At 63.6% G+C, this 20,089-nt stretch carries 21 protein-coding genes; 9 read left to right on the forward strand and 12 right to left on the reverse strand.

Annotated elements, in window-relative coordinates; translation table 11 throughout:
• The first annotated feature begins 10 nt into the window (after positions 1-10).
• The 3 genes from cls (at position 11) to AC54AG_RS23590 (ending at position 2,012) form a co-directional block, all read left to right on the forward strand.
• Complete coding sequence (gene cls / locus AC54AG_RS23580) at positions 11-1,387, forward strand: cardiolipin synthase (protein WP_442907314.1); 1,377 nt, start codon at positions 11-13, stop codon at positions 1,385-1,387.
• A 96-nt stretch (positions 1,388-1,483) separates the two neighbouring features.
• On the forward strand, positions 1,484-1,729 hold the full coding sequence (locus AC54AG_RS23585) for a type II toxin-antitoxin system ParD family antitoxin (RefSeq protein WP_034758982.1): 246 nt from the start codon (positions 1,484-1,486) through the stop codon (positions 1,727-1,729).
• Positions 1,722-2,012, forward strand: coding sequence for a type II toxin-antitoxin system RelE/ParE family toxin (locus AC54AG_RS23590; protein WP_034758985.1), 291 nt, complete (start codon positions 1,722-1,724; stop codon positions 2,010-2,012). Before AC54AG_RS23585 ends, AC54AG_RS23590 begins: the two co-directional genes overlap by 8 nt.
• Positions 2,013-2,042: 30 nt before the next feature.
• Here the strand turns inward: AC54AG_RS23590 and AC54AG_RS23595 are convergent, their stop codons facing one another.
• The 3 genes from AC54AG_RS23595 to AC54AG_RS23605 are packed head-to-tail and all read right to left on the reverse strand — an operon-like array spanning position 2,043 to position 4,545.
• Positions 2,043-2,861: a metallophosphoesterase family protein gene (locus tag AC54AG_RS23595; protein ID WP_070304111.1), complete on the reverse strand. Its 819-nt coding sequence runs from the start codon at positions 2,859-2,861 to the stop codon at positions 2,043-2,045.
• A gap of 4 nt (positions 2,862-2,865) precedes the next feature.
• A complete protein-coding gene (locus tag AC54AG_RS23600) occupies positions 2,866-3,774 on the reverse strand; it encodes a diacylglycerol/lipid kinase family protein (protein WP_072456413.1) in 909 nt (302 codons plus the stop codon).
• A 12-nt stretch (positions 3,775-3,786) separates the two neighbouring features.
• Positions 3,787-4,545, reverse strand: a complete 759-nt coding sequence (locus AC54AG_RS23605) for a phosphatase PAP2 family protein (RefSeq protein WP_496631717.1) — start codon at positions 4,543-4,545, stop codon at positions 3,787-3,789.
• 141 nt (positions 4,546-4,686) lie between these two features.
• On the opposite strand from AC54AG_RS23605, the gene AC54AG_RS23610 reads away from it, so the two are divergent.
• Positions 4,687-4,911 carry a hypothetical protein gene (locus AC54AG_RS23610; RefSeq protein WP_010396348.1) on the forward strand — a complete coding sequence of 75 codons (225 nt, stop codon included), beginning with the start codon at positions 4,687-4,689 and terminating at the stop codon, positions 4,909-4,911.
• Positions 4,912-5,018: 107 nt separating this feature from the next.
• On the opposite strand, the gene AC54AG_RS23615 is transcribed toward AC54AG_RS23610, so the two are convergent.
• From AC54AG_RS23615 to AC54AG_RS23630, 4 genes are all read right to left on the reverse strand, one after another.
• Complete coding sequence (locus AC54AG_RS23615; protein WP_051992014.1) at positions 5,019-6,119, reverse strand: AI-2E family transporter; 1,101 nt, start codon at positions 6,117-6,119, stop codon at positions 5,019-5,021.
• Positions 6,120-6,208: 89 nt separating this feature from the next.
• Positions 6,209-7,399 carry a DUF1501 domain-containing protein gene (locus AC54AG_RS23620; RefSeq protein WP_456131623.1) on the reverse strand — a complete coding sequence of 397 codons (1,191 nt, stop codon included), beginning with the start codon at positions 7,397-7,399 and terminating at the stop codon, positions 6,209-6,211.
• Between the two features lie 11 nt (positions 7,400-7,410).
• Positions 7,411-8,955 (reverse strand): DUF1800 domain-containing protein, encoded by a 1,545-nt coding sequence (locus AC54AG_RS23625; RefSeq protein WP_331778810.1) that lies wholly within the window; start codon positions 8,953-8,955, stop codon positions 7,411-7,413.
• 96 nt (positions 8,956-9,051) lie between these two features.
• Entirely contained in the window at positions 9,052-9,957 is a 906-nt protein-coding gene (locus AC54AG_RS23630) for a LysR family transcriptional regulator (protein ID WP_034758996.1), read from the reverse strand.
• A gap of 172 nt (positions 9,958-10,129) precedes the next feature.
• Here AC54AG_RS23630 and AC54AG_RS23635 point away from each other — a divergent pair, with 172 nt between their 5' ends.
• Positions 10,130-11,143 carry a zinc-binding alcohol dehydrogenase family protein gene (locus tag AC54AG_RS23635; protein WP_496631718.1) on the forward strand — a complete coding sequence of 338 codons (1,014 nt, stop codon included), beginning with the start codon at positions 10,130-10,132 and terminating at the stop codon, positions 11,141-11,143.
• A gap of 2 nt (positions 11,144-11,145) precedes the next feature.
• Here the strand turns inward: AC54AG_RS23635 and AC54AG_RS23640 are convergent, their stop codons facing one another.
• Together AC54AG_RS23640 and AC54AG_RS23645 are read right to left on the reverse strand one after the other, a co-directional pair.
• Positions 11,146-12,414 carry a glycerate kinase type-2 family protein gene (locus AC54AG_RS23640; protein WP_496631719.1) on the reverse strand — a complete coding sequence of 423 codons (1,269 nt, stop codon included), beginning with the start codon at positions 12,412-12,414 and terminating at the stop codon, positions 11,146-11,148.
• Positions 12,415-12,451: 37 nt separating this feature from the next.
• The gene (locus AC54AG_RS23645; protein WP_289906458.1) at positions 12,452-13,783 is read right to left on the reverse strand and encodes an MFS transporter; all 1,332 of its coding nucleotides are present in this window, start codon (positions 13,781-13,783) and stop codon (positions 12,452-12,454) included.
• Between the two features lie 113 nt (positions 13,784-13,896).
• Between AC54AG_RS23645 and AC54AG_RS23650 the strand changes: the two genes are divergently transcribed.
• Positions 13,897-15,087 carry a sugar diacid recognition domain-containing protein gene (locus AC54AG_RS23650; protein ID WP_496631720.1) on the forward strand — a complete coding sequence of 397 codons (1,191 nt, stop codon included), beginning with the start codon at positions 13,897-13,899 and terminating at the stop codon, positions 15,085-15,087.
• A 45-nt stretch (positions 15,088-15,132) separates the two neighbouring features.
• Complete coding sequence (locus tag AC54AG_RS23655; protein WP_070304116.1) at positions 15,133-15,486, forward strand: YnfA family protein; 354 nt, start codon at positions 15,133-15,135, stop codon at positions 15,484-15,486.
• Here AC54AG_RS23655 and AC54AG_RS23660 read toward each other — a convergent pair whose 3' ends face one another.
• On the reverse strand, positions 15,487-15,888 hold the full coding sequence (locus AC54AG_RS23660; RefSeq protein WP_034759008.1) for a tellurite resistance TerB family protein: 402 nt from the start codon (positions 15,886-15,888) through the stop codon (positions 15,487-15,489). It lies immediately after the preceding gene.
• 64 nt (positions 15,889-15,952) lie between these two features.
• Positions 15,953-16,915: a TerC family protein gene (locus AC54AG_RS23665; protein ID WP_072456397.1), complete on the reverse strand. Its 963-nt coding sequence runs from the start codon at positions 16,913-16,915 to the stop codon at positions 15,953-15,955.
• A 159-nt stretch (positions 16,916-17,074) separates the two neighbouring features.
• Between AC54AG_RS23665 and nhaR the strand changes: the two genes are divergently transcribed.
• The gene (nhaR, locus tag AC54AG_RS23670) at positions 17,075-17,974 is read left to right on the forward strand and encodes a transcriptional activator NhaR (RefSeq protein ID WP_319993257.1); all 900 of its coding nucleotides are present in this window, start codon (positions 17,075-17,077) and stop codon (positions 17,972-17,974) included.
• Between the two features lie 6 nt (positions 17,975-17,980).
• Here the strand turns inward: nhaR and AC54AG_RS23675 are convergent, their stop codons facing one another.
• On the reverse strand, positions 17,981-18,991 hold the full coding sequence (locus AC54AG_RS23675) for a zinc-binding alcohol dehydrogenase family protein (RefSeq protein WP_442907312.1): 1,011 nt from the start codon (positions 18,989-18,991) through the stop codon (positions 17,981-17,983).
• A gap of 98 nt (positions 18,992-19,089) precedes the next feature.
• On the opposite strand from AC54AG_RS23675, the gene AC54AG_RS23680 reads away from it, so the two are divergent.
• A complete protein-coding gene (locus AC54AG_RS23680; RefSeq protein WP_331778806.1) occupies positions 19,090-20,010 on the forward strand; it encodes a LysR family transcriptional regulator in 921 nt (306 codons plus the stop codon).
• The last annotated feature ends 79 nt before the right edge of the window (positions 20,011-20,089 follow it).

Below are 20,089 nucleotides of genomic sequence, written 5' to 3' on the forward strand. Positions count from 1 at the left end.
CGCTCGGCGCATGCAACCCTGCCTCACCGCCCTACTGCTGTGCTGGACCCTGGCTGCATGCGCCTCGCTGCCCAATGTCAAGAATCTCAATACCACCCTGGAGCCGGTGGCCAAGCCCAAAGTCATCACGGGCAAGGGCGCCGTGCTCAACGTCAACAGCCGCGCCGCCCTGCTCAACAAGCGCTGGGCCAAGTCCGGCATGGACTTGAAGACCCAGGCCGCGCTGGAAGAAGCGGCCACGGGCGTGCCTTTGATCAAGGGCAACAAGGTGACCCTGCTGTTTGACGGCCCGCAAACCATGGCCGCCATGTTCCAGGCCATCAGCGATGCGAAGACCAGCATCAACCTGGAAACGTATATCTTTGACCAGGATCCGCTGGGCCTGAAATTTGCCGACATGCTGATCGAAAAGCAGAAAGCGGGCGTGACGGTCAACATCATCTACGACAGCGTGGGCACCATCGGCGTGCCGCAAGCGTTCTTTGACCGCATGCGCGCGGCCGGCATCCACCTGGTGGCCTTCAACCCCGTCAATCCCGCCAAGCTCAAGGGCGACGACTGGAAGATCAACAACCGCGACCACCGCAAGGTGCTGATCGTCGATGGCAAGATGGCGTTTACGGGCGGCATCAATATCAGCGATACCTATGCGAAAAGCTCGCTGTTCCGCTCGAAATCGAAACCCACGGACAAGAAAGACGTGGGCTGGCGCGATACCCATGTGAAAGTGGAAGGCCCGGCCGTGGCCGCCTTCCAGTGGCTGTTCATCCGCACCTGGGCCCAGCAAGACCAGGCCGACCTGCCTGACGCCAACTATTTCCCCGTGCTGTCGGAAGTGGGCGACAAGCTGGTGCGCGTCGTGGCCAGCGAGCCCGAGGGCGGCTTTGAAATCTACAAGGCGTATATCCTGGCCATCCAGGAAGCAAAGAAATCGATCCACATCACGTCCGCCTACTTCGTGCCCGACCAGCAGACGGTCGACGCCCTGATCGCGGCGGCCAAGCGGGGCGTGGACGTGACCGTGGTGCTGCCCGGCGTATCCGACAGCGGCCTCGTGTTCCATGCGGGACACGCGCTGTACGACCAGCTGCTGGCTGGCGGCATCCGCATTTTTCATTTGAAACTGGCCGTGCTGCACGCCAAGACAGCCGTCATCGATGGCGCCTGGTCAACGGTAGGCTCGACGAACATCGACATGCGCAGCTTCCTGCACAACAGCGAACTGAACGTGATCGTGCTGGGCGACAGTTTCGGCCGCGAAATGGAAAACGCCTTCCAGGAAGACTTGCGCGATTCGGAAGAGATCACCAAGGCGAAATGGGAAACACGGCCGCTCTCGGACCGCATGAAGGAGTGGGCGGCGCGTTTCATGAATTACTGGCTGTAAGCACCGATGGGGCAACTGGATATTTGCATGGATATGCACTATATTGCACCAATAGTATGACAATCGTCGTGCTGCTCATCTCTGGAGTTGACTACCATGGCTACCGTGCGCAAGACCATTACCTTGACGGATCAGCAAGACGACTGGATCAAGGCGCAGATTGATGCGGGGCGCTATACCAACGACAGCGAATACATCCGCGACCTGATCCGGCGTGAACAGGAACGCAGCGCCGAACTCGATGCGATCCGCGCGGCGCTGATGGAAGGAGAGGCAAGCGGCGAACCCCAGCCTTTCGACGCCAAGGCGTTCAAGCAGAGAATGCTGGCGGCGCATGGCTGAATACCGGCTCACGCCTGCCGCCGAGCATGACCTTGAGGCGATCTGGGCTTATACGGTACAGCGCTGGGGCGTACAGCAGGCCAGTCATTATCTTGACAGCATGACGGCGGCCTTTGATGACCTGGCAGGCGCGCCAGAGACCGCGCCGGCATGCGAGCAGATTCGGCCCGGCTACCGGCGCCGCAAAGTCGGACGGCACATGATTTATTTTCGCATCACGAACTATGGCATTGCCATCGTGCGTATTCTGCACGACCGCATGGATGCGGCGCGCCATCTTTAGTGAAATCACCATCCGACGCGACGCGACGCCTCACAGCGGCCGCAAGCTGGCCCACACGCCGCCCTGGCGCTCGAACGCTTCCGTGCTGACTTTTTCAAAGTCGGCGCTGTCTTCATTCCAGCTGTAGCGCTCGACCCTGATACAGCTGTTTTCCACGCGCAGCACGTTGAAGGAGTTCGACTCGCCCCTGCCCCGCGTCGAGGTCGCCGTACCCGCCTGCACCATCAGGGCCGCGTAGCCGGCGATCTTGTAGCGCTCGGCTGTGTTGCCCGCCACGCTGGCATGCAAATGACCCGCCAGCAATAAATCCACGCCGCATTCGGAAAACATCTGCAAGGCTTGCGGGGCGCGGTCGACCAGGTCGTCTTCATCGAAGTTTTCCGGCAAGTCGAATGGATGGTGGGTGACGATGATACGCGTCAGGCCGGGCGGCAAACTGCCCAGGCGTTCACGCAGAAAATCGATCTGCTCGTGGCTGATGCGGCCATCCTTGAACGTCAGGGAACGGGCCGTGTTGATGCCCAGCACGGCGATTTCCTCGTCCACATATTCGGGCGACAAATCGTCCGTCACATGGCGCCGGTACTTCACCAGCGGGGTAAGGAAGCGGGAAACGACGTTGTACAGGGGCACATCATGGTTGCCCGGCACCACGATTTGCGGCCCTGGCAAGCTGTCGAGAAATTGCCGCGCCTGCTGGAACTGGGCGCTGCGGGCGCGCTGCGTGAGGTCGCCCGAGACGACGACCACATCCGGTTCCAGGCGTTCGATCAGCGCGCGCAAGGGCGCCAGCAGGTCCGCATCGACCCTGCCAAAATGCAAGTCGGACAAATGCACGATGGTACGCATGGCCTTACTCCCCAGAAAGTGCCGGCGCAGGCACCAGCACGGCCAGCGCGGCCTTGTGGATGCGGTACTGCAGCGGCGTATTCATGATCGTCACTTCCCCATCGGTGGCTACGCGCAGGCGGCGGTGGTGCGTGGCCACCTCCAGGTCGGTAGCCGTCAGCACATCAAAATCCTTGGCTTGCGACAACTTGCCGAACAGCGCGTGCAAGGCCAGCTTCAGCAAGCCCAGGCGGCCAGGACGCTGCGCCACATACAAGCTCAGCTGGCCGCCATCGAGCCGTTCGCGCTCGCCGATATTCAAGCCTTCCATCATGTATTCATTATTACCGATGAAGACGAATGGCGTGCGCCGCGCATGCACGGCATCGTTGAGTGTCAATTGCACGCTGAGGAAAGGATAGCGGCGCAAGGCCGCCACCAGGGCCCAGCTGAAGGCCAGCCACTTGCCCCGCCCCAGCCGGCGCTGCTGCTTTTCGCGGTCGCGCACGATATCGGGATACAGGCCCAGGCTGGAATTATTCAGGAATATACGGCCATTGACTTCGCCCACGTCGACCTGGTGCGGCACGCCCTGCGCCACGTTGGCAATCGCCGCATCGAGCTCGAGCGGAATATTCAAATCCTTGGCGAAATGGTTCAAGGTACCCAGCGGCAAGACGCCGAACGGCGTGCCGCTGCCGATAACGACAGAGGCCACGGCGTTGATGGTGCCGTCGCCGCCGCCGGCCACGACGATGGGCGCGCCATCGCGCAGGGCCCGTTCGGCCGTGGCGATCATCTCGGTGCCGCTTTGCGCCAGGGTGATGTCGGCGTCGAGGCCCACGGCGGCGAATTTCGCTTCGAGCTGCTGCGCCCAGTCGGGCGCATAGCCGCAACCGGCGCCTCCATTGATGATGACTGCAATTTTGCTCAGGACAGTTTCCCCTTATTTGGTTTGCCGGATATGCCGGCGCCGGCGCAGGGTCGACACGCCGGCGATGCAGATGGCCAGCCAGCCATAGCTTTCCGCCATGGCCGCCAGTACATCGCTCAGGTAATGCGCGCCCAGGTAGATGCGGCTGAAACCCACCAGCGCCGCCATCAGGAAAGCGCCCAGCGCGATGGCGATGCGCTTGCCCCAGGCGCCCGGCGCCGTCTGGCAAATCAGGTAGGCGGCCAGCAAGCCGTACAGGGCTGTCGAGGTGGCAGTATGGCCACTCGGAAAGCTGTAGGTGCTCAGGGCCGTCTGCAGGATGGGCTCGTCAAAACTGGGCCGCGCGCGGACAAAAATGTACTTTAGCAGCAGGTTCAAAAACATGACGCCCGGCATGGTGATAACCAGGGTAAACAGCCAGTAATCTGCCCCCTTGCGGTGCAGATACCAGCCCAGCAAGACGGCCAGAGTAATGGCGCCGATCACGCCATGCATGTGCGTAACGACCAGCAGGCAAGTGGTGATCCACGGCACGGCATGCTGGTTGAACCACTGCGCCACCTGCAAGTCGATTACGGTAATTTGCTCCATGCCCATCACGGCTTCGGCGATCTCGTGGAAGACGACGATGGCCACCAGCATCAGGACCACGCCCACCGTCATATGCAGGCCCAGCTCGCCCTCGGGCGACAGGCGCGCCTCGACGAAGCGGCGCAGTTTCGTGGTCCAGCCCGTGGTCATGCTCATGTCATTTTTCTCTTGCAAACTCATCTCTCTTTCCTGTTCCCGGTGATGATCAAAAAAACCACACCAGTAAAAAAATACTGTTTATTCATACAGTAGCTGTGTATTCATACAGTAGTTATGCTATTCTGATGACTCGTTCAACACATCTCCCTCAAAGGAATTGTCATGGCAACATTGAATAGCGGTTTTGGCTCACGGTTCGGCCTGGAATACGCCCCAAGCTCTTTCCTCGTCCGCATGGGCAAGCGCGAAATCCTCGTCTGCCGCGACTTCCGCAAGCGCTACTACACCGTCAATCCCCTGATCGAGTGCGGTACGGGCATCGAGCCGGGCTATGTTGAAGTGCTGCTGATGCGCCGTTGGTTGCTCATTCTATCCAAGGCACATTAAGAATGACTTTAAAACAAGGTACTCGTACCCTGTTGTAAAGTCAGCTCCGTCCGGCCACGCCGGGAGCTCGCCAGTACCGGCCAGCGGCAACGCTGGCCGACCCCTCATTACTGTGTGCGTTCCGGTGCGGCCGGGCTGGCAGGTGTTTGCACTGGCAGCGTCGTGTCAAACACGTTCGCTTCGTACCAAAGCGTGACGAACAGCACCATCACGACGGGGCCGATGAACAGGCCCACGAGGCCCAGGGTTTCCACGCCGCCCAGAATGCCGAACAGTACGGCCAGGAAAGGCAAGCGGGTGGCGTTGCCGATCATGCCGGGGCGCACGAAATGGTCGGCCACGAACAGCACCACGGTTCCCCACACGGCCACGCCGATGGCGGCGCCCACACTGCCCTGGAAGACCAGCAAGGCAGCCGCACACAGATAAGCGAGCGGCGCGCCGAACGGGATGATGGCCAGGATGCCCGTGGCGAACGCCCACAGGGCCGGCGACGGCAAGCTGGCGATGGCGTAGGCGATGCCGATCAGCACGCCTTCGGCCAGGCCGACCAGCACCAGGCCGTTGACGGTCGCGCGGATGGCGGTGGGAATCTTTTGCGCATAGCGGCCCCACCGTTCGGGGCGCAGGAAATGGCTGCCGACGGCCGTGATCTGGCGCGTCAGCGCTTCGCCATCCTTATAGAAGAAAAACAGACATAAAAACGCCAGGCCGAAGTCGACCAGGCGGTGGAACACGTCCGCGCCCAGCACCTTAAGCATGTCGCGCGCGGAATGAAAGCCGCCCACGGCGCTGCCAGCAAAGAAGTGGCCGAGGCCGTGGGGCTGGCTCAGGGTGGCTTGCCACCAGTCGCCGATGGCGCTGCCGGCCAGCGGAATGTGCGCCACCCAGTCCGGCACGGGCAAGCCGTCCGTATTCGCATGCACGACGAAATTGGCCAGCACGGGCACTTCGCGCGCCGCCTGCGCCACGCCGAACAGCACGGGAACGATGAAGATACAGGCGAACGCCAGGGTCAGCACGGCCGCCGCCACGATGGGGCGCTGGCCCAGGGCCGCGCGCACGCGCAAATACAGGGGCCAGGTGGCCACGCACAGGATGCCGGCCCACACGAGCGGCAAAAAGAAACGCTGCATGACGAACGCCGTCACGGCGATCAAGGCCAGGGAAAAACCTGCGCTGACAATATCGCGCTGAGTATCGTTCATGCCACTCCATTCGTGCCCGGCGCCATGGAGCACCAGTATTGGCTACGCGCCAGTTGCGCAGGCGTAGCGTAACACGGCGGCATTCCGCTTTAGACGAGGCCCAGTTCCGCAGGCTTGACGCCGGCAAACACGTGATCGAGCTGCGCCGGGGTCAAGCCGAAGGTGCGGCGCAGCAAGCCTCCCAGCACGGCACGGTATTCGTTGAGTACGGGCATGTCGCGGTTCTGGAACAGCGTCGCCTGCGAAATCGCCACCTGTTCGCCCGCCACCTGCTTGCCTTTGATGCCGCCGCCCAACACCCAGAACACGCTGCCGTGGCCATGGTCCGTGCCGCGGTTGCCGTTTTCGCGGAAGGTGCGGCCAAATTCGCTGACCACGACGACGACGGTATTGCGCCACTCGCTGCCCATTTCCTGCGAGAACGCGGCCAAGCCACGCCCCAGCTCATCGAAACGCCCGGCCAGGTAACCGTTCGCGCCGCCCTGCCCCACGTGCGTATCCCAGCCGCCCACGTCGACGAAGCCCAGGTTGTATTTATCCTTCATCAAGCGGGCGATGCGCTGCGCCTCCAATTCAAATCCCTTGGTACTGATGGCGTTGCGGTTGGCCGCCTGCATTTCGCCCGTCAATTCCTTCGTCACATCGTCGCGCACGGCAAAGCCCGCACTGACCGGTTGCTGCAGGGGCGTGCCCCGGTACATGGCAGCGATGACTTGGCTTTGACGCGCATCAATGCCCGACTTGCCCACGGAGCGCAGCGCCATGTTCGGTACCTGTACGCCGCCTTGAAAGATCAGCGGCAGCTGGTCCGTGAAGGAAATGGCGTGATTGCCTTGCTGCTTATTGAGGCTTTGCGCCAGCCGGTTCAAAAAGCCCGAGCGGAAATCGCGGCGCCCGCCCAGCTCTTGTCCCAGTTCGATGCTGTCCTGCGTCTCGAAATGGCTGCGCGTCAGATCCGTCGTGCCCGCAAACGGAATGAAGGCCGCCTCGCCGCCCGTAAACATGGGATAGATGGTTTCGCGCAATGCCGGATGCAGGGCCCAGTCGGTCGTCAAGGCCAGCGCGCCGTTTTCCTCGCCCGGTTTCGCGATGGCGATATTCGGCCGCGAGGCATAGTAAAAATCGCTGCCGATGGGCACCAGCAGATTGTTTGCGTCATAGCCGCCGCGCAAAAAGACGAACAATAGCTTCGCATTTGTGGCGGGCGCGGCCAGCAAGCTGCCCGCATGCGACAACAGCGGCGCGGCGGCCAGGGCTTTCAACAAGTCACGACGGTTCATGACAATTCCTTTCAGCGGTGCATCATTTCGGGCGACGAGAGCAGGAAGGTATTCCACTCTTGCGGCGAGGCGGCCTGCTCCAGGGCCTGACGCGTGGCCGGACTCAAGGTCGGCTGCAGCGACTGGTAATACAGGGCGCTGGCCAGTTGGGGAAACGCCACCTTTTCCTGCGGCTGCGGGCCATCCGTCTTGAACAGGCCGGCGCTGCCCGAGCCAATGGTGCGGGCGATATCGAAGCGCGTCGTCATCTGGCCGGGGCTGGCCCAGGAAGCGTCCGTCAGAGGGTAACCGTCCGGCGTCTGGCGCCCGTACAGAGGCTGGCCCATGCGCGAGAGCCAGCTCAGCATGGGGCCCGCATTCAGGATGGGCTTGTCGTCATAGCTGAGGCGCACGGCCGACACCACGTAATGCATGGGGTCCTTGAATTTCTTGCCCAGCGACTGCTTGAATTCGGGACTGTTGAACATGGTTTGCAGCACGTCGGCGATCATGCCATCGCTCTGCTGGAAGGTGGCGGCCATGCGCGCCACCAGAGGCGCGGGCGGATTGTCGCCGACGAAATACTGGGCCAGCTTGCCGCTGATGAAATGCGCGGTGGCGGGACTGCGGCTCAAACGATCCAGCGCTTCATCGAGCTCGGCCAGTCCCCTGCCCTTCACCGTTTGTCCTAGGAATTGTTTATCGCCGTAATCGTGGCGGTTCGGGTTGAATTCAAACAAGCCCCGGCGCACGTATTGCGACTGCAGCGCCGGTTTCACCTTTGGCGTATCCGGTCCCAGGTTAACGCCCACGCCTGTCAGGATGCGCGCCAGTTCCTGCACGTCCGTCTGGCTGTAGCCGCCGTTCACGCCCAGCGTATGCAGTTCCATCAGCTCGCGCGCATAGTTTTCATTGATGCGCTTGGCGGCATTGGCTTCATTGTCCAGGTAGCGCAGCATGGCCGGATGGTGGACGGTCGCGCCCAGCAAGTCGCGGAATTTTCCCAGCGCGTGCGGCGCGATGGCGTTCGCCTCGTAATCGCCGACCATGGCGCGCAAGTTGTGCTTGCCCTGGTGTACGCTGAAATGGTTGAGCCAGAACCAGCTCAGCTGCTGCTGCAGCTGATTCGGCGAATACACGTCAAGCAATAGCGAACGCGTGGCCGCTTCGCGCGCCAGACGGTTGAGTTCTTGCTGGTAATCCTTTTGCGCCTGCTGCTTGGCCATGTCGTCCATGACGGCAGCCGACTCCTTGCGCTTTTGCTCCACGGACATGACGAGCTGATCGAGGGGCACCTGGCTGATCGTCATGGCGTCGATCTGGGCCTGCACGGCGGATGGCAGGCTGGCTTTACCCGGGTGCAATTGCGCCTGCAGATAACGCTGCCAGCCTTGCGCCTGCATCTGGCGCGCGCTGCCGGCGTTCACGCCCCAGCTGACCCTTTCCAGCAGGGCAATGTCCTGCGCGGAACTGGTCTGCGCGCGATGATCGGCCTGGACGGCAGGTCCGGTGGCGGTGCAGCCGGCCAGCAACAGCAGGGAAATCAAGGTTGTCGGCAACAGTCGGTTGGGGGTCATGGCGGTCCTTCAAGCGGTTTCAACCAGAATGCCTGAGGGTACGCCCAGGTTGACCTGCGCATGATTGCCATTTGCAACGAGTTGTAATCAATAATGCTATTTATGCAATTCCGCGCACTTGTCGCGCAGGAAGTCGCGCAGCTGCAGCACCAGCGGCGTCACCTGCGCCCGGTGCATGCACAGCAGTTGCAAGGGCGCGGCCTCGCCCGCCACCTCGGGCAGCAGCACGTGCAGCCGGCCGGCGGCCACGTCGCCGGACACATCGAGCCGCGATTTGTAGGCGATGCCCAGGCCTGCCACGGCCCAGCGGCGCACCAGGTCGGCATCGTCGGCGCTGCGGTTGCCGCTCACATCTATCGTCACCTGCTCGCGCTGCGGCAGGCGGTAAAAGGTCCAGCGGTCGTGCAAGCCGTCTTCCAGCGCGAAGCGCAGGCAATTGCGCTGCGATAAGTCTCCCAGCGCCAACAGGGGTCCATGTTCGCGCAGGTAGGCGGGCGACGCCACCAGTACCCGGTCGTTGGCGGGCGCGATGGGCATGGCGACCATGCTCGAATCGTCTTGCTGGCCATAGCGGATGGCCACGTCGACTTGCTGGCGCACCATGTCGGCCACCCGGTCGCTGACGCTGAGCTGGTAATGCAGCTTCGGATGGCGCGACTGGAATTCATCGAGCCAGCCCAGCATCAGATTGCGGCCCAGGTCCGAGGGCATGGCAATTTTCAAGGTTCCGCCGAAACTGTCCTTGCCGGCCAGCAGCGCATCGTGGCCGGCGCGCAGCAGGCGCAAGGCTTCGCGCGCGTGTTCCAGGTATTGCGTGCCTTCCGCCGTCAGGCTCAGCGAACGGGTCGTGCGGGCCAGCAGACGCAAGCCCAGCTCCCCTTCCAGGCGCTTGACGGCGGCGCTGGCCAGCGCGGGCGAAATGCCGATCTCGCGCGCGGCCGCCGACAAACTGCCGCGGTCGGCCGTGCGCACAAACACCTGCAAGTCATCGAGTCGCAGCAATTTTCAGTATTCCTTTGAAAGTGTTTCGGTACGCGCCCCCTGTTTCCAGGGCGAGAAAATGGCCATGATACGTCAAGCCCGTATGGCCACGCCAACAATGGTGTCGGATTACGGTCCTTCGGACCTGATCCGACCTACCCCTAATCCATCACTGTTTTACCAAAGGAAGCACATGAAAGCCATCGCCTACCGCCACAGCCTGCCCATCACCGATGCCGACGCCCTGCTCGACATCGAGCTGCCCGTGCCCGCCGCCACGGGGCGCGACCTGCTCGTCGCCGTCAAGGCCATTTCCGTCAACCCCGTCGATACCAAGGTGCGCAAGAACCGCGCGCCGAAAGACGGCCAGCCGGAAGTGCTGGGCTGGGATGCGGCCGGCGTCGTCACGGCCATCGGCCCCGACGTCACCCTGTTCCAGGTCGGAGATAAAGTCTGGTACGCGGGCGCCATCAACCGCCCCGGCAGCAACAGCGAATTCCAGCTGGTCGACGAGCGCATCGTCGGCCAAATGCCCGCCAGCCTCGATTTCGCGCCGGCCGCCGCCCTGCCCCTGACCGCCATTACGGCCTGGGAACTGCTATTCGACCGCCTGCAGATCAGCCGCGACAAGAATCTCACCGGCAAGTCGCTGCTGGTGATCGGCGCGGCCGGCGGCGTCGGTTCCGTGCTGGTGCAACTGGCGCGGCAACTGACGGGTGTCACCATCATCGGCACGGCCTCGCGCGCGGAAACGGCGGACTGGGTCAAGGAACTGGGCGCCCACCACGTGATCGACCACAGCTTGCCGCTGGCGCAGGAAATCACGCGCCTGGGTTTGCCGCCCGTCGATTACGTGATCAGCCTGAACCAGACCGACAAGCATTTCGAGCACATCGTCGAACTGATCGCGCCGCAGGGCAAGTTCGCCCTGATCGACGACCCCGAGCACATCGACGTGCGCAAGTTCAAGGGCAAGAGCGTGTCCTTGCACTGGGAACTGATGTTTACCCGTTCGCTGTTCCAGACGGCCGACATGGTCAAGCAGCATGAGCTACTGGAAGAGCTGGCGCAGCTGGTCGACGCTGGTATCATCAAGACGACCCTGGCCGAACGCTTCGGCACGATCAATGCCGCGAATTTGAAGCGCGCGCATGCACTGCTGGAAAGCAATACGGCGAAGGGAAAAATCGTACTCGAAGGTTTCTAAACTCAGCTGATCAGGATGGCCCGGAAATCATTGACGTTGGTCAAGGTCGGGCCCGTGATCACGGCATCTCCCAGCGCCTGGAAGAAGCCGTGGCCATCGTTGTTGTCCAGGCTGTCGCGCGGTTTGATGCCTTGCGCCCAGGCCCGTTGCAGGGTGTCGGGCGCAAGCACCGCGCCGGCGATGTCTTCCTGGCCGTCGACGCCATCCGTGTCGCCGGCCAGCGCGTGGATGCCCTCGTGCCCGTCCAGCGCGATGCCCAGCGCCAGCAGGAATTCCACGTTGCGCCCGCCGCGCCCATTGCCGCGCACGGTGACCGTCGTTTCTCCGCCCGAAAGCAGCACGCACGGGGCGGGAAACGGCTGGCCCCGCGAGGCCGTTTGCAGCGCGATGCCGGCCATCACCTTGCCCACGTCGCGCGCCTCGCCTTCCAGGCTGTCGCCCAGGATATACGGCGTGATGCCGGCCGCGCGCGCCACGTCGGCCGCCGCTTCCAGGGCCATCTGCGGCGTGGCGATCAGGGTCGTGCGCGTGCGCGCCAGCCGTGGGTCATCGGGTTTTACGGATTCGCCGCGTCCGCTTTCCAGAGTCTTTCTTATGCTGTCCGGCAAGTCCATGCCATAGCGGCGCACGATGGCCAGCGCATCGTCGCACGTCGTGGCGTCGCCCACCGTGGGGCCGGATGCGATGTCACCCAGTTTGTCGCCGGGCACGTCGGAAATGGCCAGGGTCACCACTTGCGCCGGATGGCAGGCAGCCGCCAGCCTGCCGCCCTTGATGGCGGACAAATGGCGGCGCACGCAATTCATTTCGCCGATGGTGGCGCCCGACGCCAGCAGCGCGCGGTTCAGCGCCTGCTTGTCTTCCAGGCTGATGCCGTCAAGTGGCAAGGCCAGCAGCGACGAGCCGCCGCCCGAGATCAGGCACAGCACGGTATCGTCAGCGTGCAAATTGCCCACCAGCTCGAGCATGCGGCGTGCCGCATCCATGCCGGCCGCATCGGGAACGGGGTGCGACGCTTCGACGATCTCGATGCGTTCGCATGGCACGGCATAGCCATAGCGCGTGACGACGAGGCCCGACAGCGGCCCCGGCCAGTGCCGCTCCACGGCTTGCGCCATGGCGGCCGACGCCTTGCCGGCGCCGATGACGATCAGCCGGCCCTTGGGCGCGGGCGGCAGATGGGGCCGGATGCAATGCGATGGCTGGGCCGCGGCGATGGCGGCCTGGAACATGGCTTGCAGCAAGGCGCGCGGCGGTGGGGTCGTCGTCATGGTCAATTCCTCCGGTTCGATGGCATCAGCGGTTCACTTAGCGATTAACGATGCGCGCGGGAACGCGCAGCACCAGTATGGCGCCCAGCAGCATCACTGCGGAAAGAATATACAGGGCCACGTCGGTGCCGCCCGTCGCATCCTTGATCCAGCCGACGAGGAAGGGACTGACGAAACCGGCCACCTGGCCCAGCGAATTGATCAGCGCCAGGCCGCCGGCCGCCGCCGCGCTGCCGAGAAACGCCGTCGGCAAGGGCCAGAACATGGGCAGGCCAGACAGCGCGCCCATGGTCGCCAGCGACAGGCCGATCAGGGCAACGACCACGTTGCCGTGCGCCTGGGTCGCCAGCAGCAGGCCGCACAGCGCCATCAGCAAGGGGCCGCTCAAATGCCAGCGGCGTTCCTTGTGCTTGTCGGCCGAACGGCCCACCCAGATCATGAAGATGCTGGCGCACAGGTAGGGAATGGCGCTGACCCAGCCCACGGCCACGGGGCTGGCGAAACCGAGCGACTTGACGATGGTGGGCAGCCAGAAGTTGATCGCGTACACGCCCATCTGGATGCAGAAATACACGAGGCCCAGCATCCACACATGCTTGTTGCGCAGCACGCTGGCAAAGGTGTCGGCCGTATTCGCGCTGTTGCGGCGCTGGCGTTCGTCCTCGTCGAGATCGGCGCGCAGCAGCTGCTTTTCTTCGGCATTGAGCCACTTCGCCTGGGCGATGCCATCGTTCAGCAGCACGTAGACTAGAAAGCCCAGCAGCACGGTGGGAATGCCCTGCAGCAGGAACATCCATTGCCAGCCGGCCAGGCCGCCGTGGCCCGCGAACGATTGCATCATCCAGCCCGACAAGGGGCTGCCCAGCAAGCCGGAAATGGGAATGGCCGACATGAACAGGCCCATGATGCGGCCCCGGCGCGACGCGGGATACCAGTTCGTAAAGTACAGCACGATGCCGGGGAAGAAGCCCGCCTCGAACACGCCCGTGATGAAGCGCAGCGAATAGAACGCGGCCGGCGTGGTGACGAACATCAGGCAGGCCGAGGCGATGCCCCAGGCGATCATCAGGGTGCCGATGACCTTGCGCGCGCCCAGGCGGTGCAGCAGCAGATTGCTGGGCACGCCGCTGGCCACGTAGCCGATGAAGAAAATGCCGGCGCCCAGGCCGTACACGCTTTCGCTCCATTGCAGCGCATCGAGCATTTGCAGCTTGGCAAAGCCGACATTCACGCGGTCCAGGTAATTGAACAGGTAGCAGATGAAGATGAAGGGGATCAGATGCAAGGTGACCTTGCGGTAGGCGCCTTCGCGCACGCGGTCCTGCGCGGACGCGCCGGCGGACAGGCTGGCGCCTGGATGGGTGGTCATGGGTGTCTCCTGACTATTTTTTATGGGATACGGCCAGCCCATCGTACAATCGCCGGCAGAAACAGTCATCGTGCGGATGCATGAAGAAATATGGTGCTTTATACGATGATTCCATGCAAATGCACAAGACGGACCACCCCATGCCGAATATTGACCTTCCCCTGGCGCAGGACATCGTCCAGCGCACCATGCACATCATTCCCTTCAGCGTCAACGTCATCGATGCGCGCGGCGTGATCCTGGCCAGCGGCGATCCGCAGCGCGTGGGCAACCTGCATCCGGGTGCGCAACTGGCGCTGGCCCGGCGCGCCAGCGTGGAAATCGGCGCGGCCGACATGGCCAGGCTGCCCGGCACGCGGGCCGGTATCAACCTGCCCCTGACCGTGCGCGGCGAGATTTGCGGCGTGCTGGGCCTGACGGGCGAGCCGGACGCCGTGCGCCAGTTCGGCGAACTGGTGCGGGCCATGGCGGAAATGATGCTGGAACAGGCGCGGCTGGTCAGCGAGTTGCAGCATGAAAAGCGCTACCGCGAGGAATTCGTGTTCCAGCTCGTCTACCGCACGGGCATTTCGGACGCCAGCATGCAGGCATGGGCGGCGCGCCTGGCGGTCGATTTACGCGTGCCGCGCGCCATGTTCGTGCTGGAAATACCGGATGCGGGCGAAGGCCCGGGCGAGCGGCTCGACCAGGTGCTGACGCAGCTGCAGCAAGTGCAGTCCGACCTGTCGGCCCGCTGGCCTTCCCTGCTGATGGCCGTCGTCTCGCCGGGCGAACTGGTGCTGCTCGACGCCTTTCCCGCCAGCGGCCCGCAGCAGGCGCGCGCGGCGCAAGCCAGGGAGCGCCTGCTCGAACTGCACCAGGTGGCACAGCAGGCGCTCACGCCACCGGCCACCCTGGCCATGGGCGTGGCCTTGCCGGGCCTCGATGGCGCCACGGCTTCGTATGAATCGGCGAAGCAGACGGCGCGCGTGGGCCGCACCCGCGATGGCGGGCACACTACTTTTTCCTATCTGGAACTGAGCCTGCCCGTGCTGCTGTCCGGCCTGCAAGCGGGTTGGCAGGCCGAGCAATTGCGCCAGACCCTGGCCCGTCTGCAGGCGCACGACCGCAAGTCGGGCACCCTGATGCGCACCCTGGCCGCCTGGTTCCGCCACCACAGCCACCCGATGGCCACGGCCAGGGCCCTGCACATCCACCGCAACACGCTCGATTACCGGCTGCAGAAGATCGCCGAACTGACGGGGCTGGACCTGGACGACACGGATGACCGCCTGCTGCTGTATGTCGCCCTGCAACTGAATTGACAGATGCCCGTCTACAATGTCGGCTGACCGCATAACAGGAATAGCATGAACGACACCATCGAATGGACCAGTCTTGCCCGCACTTTCGGGTTGTTTACCGTCACGGCCGTGGCCGAACTGCTGGGCTGCTACCTGCCCATGCTATGGCTGAGCAACAAGGGCAGCGCCTGGCTGCTGGTGCCGGCCGCCCTCAGCCTGCTGGTCTTCGTGTGGCTTCTGACCTTGCATCCGGCCGCCAGCGGGCGCGTGTATGCCACGTATGGCGCCATCTACATCGCCACGGCGCTGGGCTGGCTGTGGCTGGTGGACGGCGTCACGCCCGCCTGGACCGACATCGCCGGCGTGGGCCTGGCCCTGGCCGGCGCCGCCGTCATTGCCATGGGGCACAAGGCGCAGTAATTACGCCGCATGCCGGCGGAAGTTCGTTTCCGCCGACCACGCCGCGCTGGCGCGGGCCAGCAAGACGGCTTCGCCATCGGCCAGCCAGTCGTCCGCATCGGCGATCTTCCACATGGCTTGCAGCAGCTGGCGGCGCAAGTCCGGCTCGGTGATTTCATCAAGCAGGCTGTCGATCACGCCATTGGCCAGTTGCACGGCGCCATGCACGGTCGACGTCAGCATGTCGTCGCACAGGTCTTGCAGCAATTGCTGGAAGGCGGCCGGCTCAAGGTCGATATGCTCAAGGATCTTGCTGCGATGCATCGCTTGCAGCTCGGCGCTGGCCAGGTTGCCATCGACCACCATCATCAGGGCCAGGATACGTCCCGCTGCCTGGGGACTGTTCATTGCATAGGTACGCATAGTTCACTTTCCATTGTCAGTTTAAAAAGCGCGCCCCGCCATTGCAGGGCGCGCGGTACGGCATTTACTTCTTGTCGCTGCGGGTGATGAACACGCTGGCCACGCAGCTCGACACGATCAGGACCGCCACCACCAGCAACGACGCTTCCACCGGCACGTGGTACCACGGCATGATCAGCATCTTGGCGCCGATGAACACCAGCACCATCGCCAGGCCATACTTGAGCATGTGGAAGCGGTCAGCCACGTCCACCAGCAGGAAGTACAGGGCACGCAATCCCATGATGGCGAACAGGTTCGACGTGAAGACGATGAACGGGTCCGTCGTGATGGCGAAAATCGCCGGGATCGAGTCCACCGCGAAGACCAGGTCCGTCACCTCGATCAGGATCAGCACGAGGAACAGCGGCGTGACATAGCGCAAGCCACCCTTTGCCACGAAGAAACGCTCGCCGTGGTCGCCGTCGGCCACCCGCAAGTGGCGGCGGGCAAAGCGCAGCACGGGGTTGTTCGCCACGTCCGGTTCCGCATCGGCAGCCACCAGCATGCGCATACCGGTCACCAGCAGGAAGGCGCCGAACAGGTACAGCACCCAGCTGAACTCGCTCACTACCCACGCACCGGCCATGATCATCACGGCGCGCATGACGATCGCGCCCAGCACGCCATAGATCAACACGCGGCGCTGGTACTGGATCGGCACCTGGAAGGCGCTGAAGATCAGCAGGAAGACGAACACGTTATCGACCGACAGGGCTTTCTCGATCAGGTAGCCGGAGAAAAACTCCAGCGCCTTCTGGTTGGCGATCTCAGGACCGGCCGTGCCGTTCAGATACCACCACAGCCCGCCGTTGAACAGCAGGGCCAGGCTGACCCACACGAGCGACCACGTCGCCGCTTCCTTGACGCTGACCTTGTGTGCCTTGTTGCCGCCAAAGACGAACAAGTCCAGCGCCAGCATCACCAGGACAAAGGCGATGAAGCCGGCCCACATGGGTGCCGTCGCAATACTTTCCAGGCCGTTCATCGGCGGCCTCCGCAACTGTCTGTTTGTATCCAGAAGTCCATGACACTCTCCTTGCATGAATTGAGCAGCCATCATAGTCCGAATATAAACATCGAACAAATCGAATATAATTTAAGAATACATCGAAAAACTCGATGCATTAATCCCCCGGGAAAAACCATGTCGACACTCAACTTCAAGCACTTGCGCTATTTCTGGATGGTGGCCAAGACGGGCAGCATCGCGCGCGCGGCCGAGCAGCTACACCTGACGCCGCAATCGATTTCCGGCCAGCTCAGCGAGTTTGCCGACACCCTGGGCGTGGAACTGTTCCGCCGCAGCGGGCGCCAGCTGGAATTGACGGACACGGGCCGGCGCATCCTCAGCCATGCCGAAAGCATTTTCAACACGGGCGATGAATTGCTGGAAATCGTGCGCGACCAGTCGCGTACGACAACGACGACCTTCCGCGTGGGCTGCGCCGATTCCGTGTCGAAACTGATCGCCTGCCGCCTCGTGGAACCGGCGCTGGGACTGGCCGAGCCGCTGCGCATCATTTGCCGCGAAGGCCGGCTGGCCAGCCTGCTGGCGGACCTGGCCGTGCACCGGCTCGACCTGATCATGGCGGACCGTCCCATGCCGGCCCACTTGAGCGTGCGCGGCTTTAACCATTTACTGGGCGAAAGCGGCATGACCCTGTTCGGCACGCCAGCCCTGGCCGCCACGCTGAACGGCGGCTTCCCGCAATGCCTGGACGGCGCGCCGCTGCTGCTGCCCGGCGAAGACTTCGCCATCTACGGGCGCTTGCTGCAGTGGCTCGGCGACAATAATCTGCACCCGCGCATCGTCGGCGAGTTCGACGACAGCGCCATGATGAAGGCCTTCGGCCAGTCCGGCGCCGGCCTGTTCTTCGCCCCTACCGTCATCGCGCCCCAGGTGTGCGAGCAATACGCCGTGGTGGCGCTGGGCCGGGTCGATAGCCTCGTCGAGCAGGTGTATGCGATCACCACGGAACGGCGCTTGCGCCACCCGGCCACCATCGCCATCAGCCAGAGCGCGCGGCGCGAGCTGTTCGTGTAAACCCGTTCAGCCGCTGACGGCGATCTTGCCCGGCTGCCCGCCCCGCTCCAGCAGCGCATGCGCGCGCCGCAAGGTGGCCGCGTTCATCGGCGACAAGCGCTGCCGCAGCGTATGGCGCAGCACGCCCTCGTCCAGCAGCCGCGCCACGCGGTTCAGGATGCGGTGCTGCTCGATCATGTCTTCGGTGGCAAACAAAGGCCGCGTAAACACCATTTCCCAGTGCAAGGAGATGCTCTTGCCCTTCAGCGACGCCGCATCGAAAACATCGTGGTCGTCGATGACGGCCAGCTTGCCGTGCGGCGCGATGAGCTCCACCAGTTGCGCGATATGTTGCGCCGTGTGCGACAGCGCCGCGATATGGCGCACGGGCGCCACGTTCAATGCCGCCACCTGCGCCGACAACGGTTGTGTATGGTCGATCACGTGGTGCGCGCCCATGGCGCGGCACCAGTCGCCGCTGTCGCCGCGCGAGGCCGTGGCAATCACCGTAAAACCCGTCAGCTGGCGCGCCAGCTGGATCAGCAGCGAGCCGACGCCGCCCGCGCCGCCCAGCACCAACAGGCTGCCCCGCTCCTGCCTGTCGCCAGGCGCGATGGCAAAACGCTCGAACAGCAGCTGCCACGCCGTCAGCGCCGCCAGCGGCACGCTGGCCGCCTGCGCAAAGTCCAGGGTCGCCGGCATACGCCCCGCGATGCGCTCATCGACCAGGTGATATTCGGCATTCGCGCCCGCGCGGTCGAACGAACCCGCGTAATACACGGCTTGCCCCGGCGCGAACAGGGTCACTTCGCTGCCCACCGCATGCACGACGCCGGCCGCATCCCAGCCCAGAGTCGTGACGGCATCGGGTACCGTCACCAGCCCCGCGCGCACTTTGGTATCGAGCGGATTGACGCCGACGGCGCGCACCTGCACCAGCACGTCGCGCGGGCCGGGCACGGGCATCGGGCCTTCCATGTCGAACAGGCCGCCTTGTTCGTCCACACTGCTTCCTTTCTTGAAACCAATCATCTTCATTGCTTGCTCCAGCAGGTCAAAACCCCATGGTAAGCAGCCACGCGAGAAAGAGAAATATGCTTCAATGCGTTTCACACCTGACCAAACTGTCATGAATCATGCAAGACATCGATAATCTCTCCGGCGTGGCTCTGTTCGTGCAACTGGCGCAGGCGGGCAGCTTTGTCGCCGCCGCGCGCCAGGCCGGCATTTCGCCATCGGCCGTCAGCAAGAGCCTGGCCCGGCTCGAGCAGCGGCTGGGCACGCGCCTGTTCCAGCGCAGCACGCGTCAGCTGAGCCTGACGGCGGAAGGCAAGCTGTTCCTCGCGCGCAGCGAACGCATCCTGGCGGAAATGCAGGCGGCGCAGGAGGAACTGGCGGGCACGCTGGCGCCGCGCGGCCGCCTGCGCCTGGGCTTGCCGGAACTGGGCAGCGTTTTCCTGCCCGCGCTGGCTGATTTTTCCCAACGACACCCAGCCATCGCCCTCGACCTGGACTTTTCGGACGCGCTGGCCGATGTCGTCGGCGATGGTTTCGACGCCGTCATCCGCATCGGCGCACCGCGCGATTCGCGCCTGGCCGCCCGCAAGCTGGGCCAGTTCCGCTCCTGCCTCGTGGCCTCGCCCGCCTACTTGGCGCGCCACGGCACGCCCAGCCATCCCCTTGAACTGCAACAACATGCCTGCCTGCACTACCGCTTCCGCCACAGCGGCAAGGTCGAACAGTGGCAGCTGCGCCAGCAAGCCGAGGCGCCGGCGCCGGATTTGCCACTGTCCATGGTCTGCAACAACGTCGAAGCGCGGCTGCACTTCGCCCGGCAAGGCCTGGGCATCGCCTGGCTGCCCGACTTTTATGTGCGCTCCGCCATCGACGACGGCAGCCTCATCGAAGTGCTGAGGGACTACGCAATCACCGGGCATCCGGCCCACAGTTGCTGGCTGCTGTGGCCATCCGGGCCGCACCTGGCGCCGAAAGTACGGGCGCTCGTCGATTTCCTGGCCGAAACAGACATACTGTTGTCAGCCGCCCACGGAAGATGAGGCTCAAATACATTTGAGCAAATACATCTATATAATGGCAAGTCTCCCCGACGCCCTGCGCGCCCCTTCCTGGACTTGC

This window comes from Janthinobacterium sp. BCJ23, from assembly GCF_059617945.1.

Bases quoted from the DNA above. Each gene is read 5' to 3' on its own strand.
- AC54AG_RS23620 (WP_456131623.1), bottom strand. From the start codon at position 7,399: ATGAACCGTCGTGACTTGTTGAAAGCCCTGGCCGCCGCGCCGCTGTTG.
- AC54AG_RS23645 (WP_289906458.1), bottom strand. From the start codon at position 13,783: ATGACCACCCATCCAGGCGCCAGCCTGTCCGCCGGCGCGTCCGCGCAG.
- AC54AG_RS23590 (WP_034758985.1), top strand. From the start codon at position 1,722: ATGGCTGAATACCGGCTCACGCCTGCCGCCGAGCATGACCTTGAGGCG.
- AC54AG_RS23650 (WP_496631720.1), top strand. From the start codon at position 13,897: ATGCAAATGCACAAGACGGACCACCCCATGCCGAATATTGACCTTCCC.
- AC54AG_RS23595 (WP_070304111.1), bottom strand. From the start codon at position 2,861: ATGCGTACCATCGTGCATTTGTCCGACTTGCATTTTGGCAGGGTCGAT.
- nhaR (WP_319993257.1), top strand. From the start codon at position 17,075: ATGTCGACACTCAACTTCAAGCACTTGCGCTATTTCTGGATGGTGGCC.
- AC54AG_RS23605 (WP_496631717.1), bottom strand. From the start codon at position 4,545: ATGAGTTTGCAAGAGAAAAATGACATGAGCATGACCACGGGCTGGACC.
- cls (WP_442907314.1), top strand. From the start codon at position 11: ATGCAACCCTGCCTCACCGCCCTACTGCTGTGCTGGACCCTGGCTGCA.
- AC54AG_RS23615 (WP_051992014.1), bottom strand. From the start codon at position 6,119: ATGAACGATACTCAGCGCGATATTGTCAGCGCAGGTTTTTCCCTGGCC.
- AC54AG_RS23640 (WP_496631719.1), bottom strand. From the start codon at position 12,414: ATGACGACGACCCCACCGCCGCGCGCCTTGCTGCAAGCCATGTTCCAG.
- AC54AG_RS23660 (WP_034759008.1), bottom strand. From the start codon at position 15,888: ATGCGTACCTATGCAATGAACAGTCCCCAGGCAGCGGGACGTATCCTG.
- AC54AG_RS23655 (WP_070304116.1), top strand. From the start codon at position 15,133: ATGAACGACACCATCGAATGGACCAGTCTTGCCCGCACTTTCGGGTTG.
- AC54AG_RS23635 (WP_496631718.1), top strand. From the start codon at position 10,130: ATGAAAGCCATCGCCTACCGCCACAGCCTGCCCATCACCGATGCCGAC.
- AC54AG_RS23665 (WP_072456397.1), bottom strand. From the start codon at position 16,915: ATGAACGGCCTGGAAAGTATTGCGACGGCACCCATGTGGGCCGGCTTC.
- AC54AG_RS23680 (WP_331778806.1), top strand. From the start codon at position 19,090: ATGCAAGACATCGATAATCTCTCCGGCGTGGCTCTGTTCGTGCAACTG.
- AC54AG_RS23585 (WP_034758982.1), top strand. From the start codon at position 1,484: ATGGCTACCGTGCGCAAGACCATTACCTTGACGGATCAGCAAGACGAC.
- AC54AG_RS23625 (WP_331778810.1), bottom strand. From the start codon at position 8,955: ATGACCCCCAACCGACTGTTGCCGACAACCTTGATTTCCCTGCTGTTG.
- AC54AG_RS23675 (WP_442907312.1), bottom strand. From the start codon at position 18,991: ATGAAGATGATTGGTTTCAAGAAAGGAAGCAGTGTGGACGAACAAGGC.
- AC54AG_RS23610 (WP_010396348.1), top strand. From the start codon at position 4,687: ATGGCAACATTGAATAGCGGTTTTGGCTCACGGTTCGGCCTGGAATAC.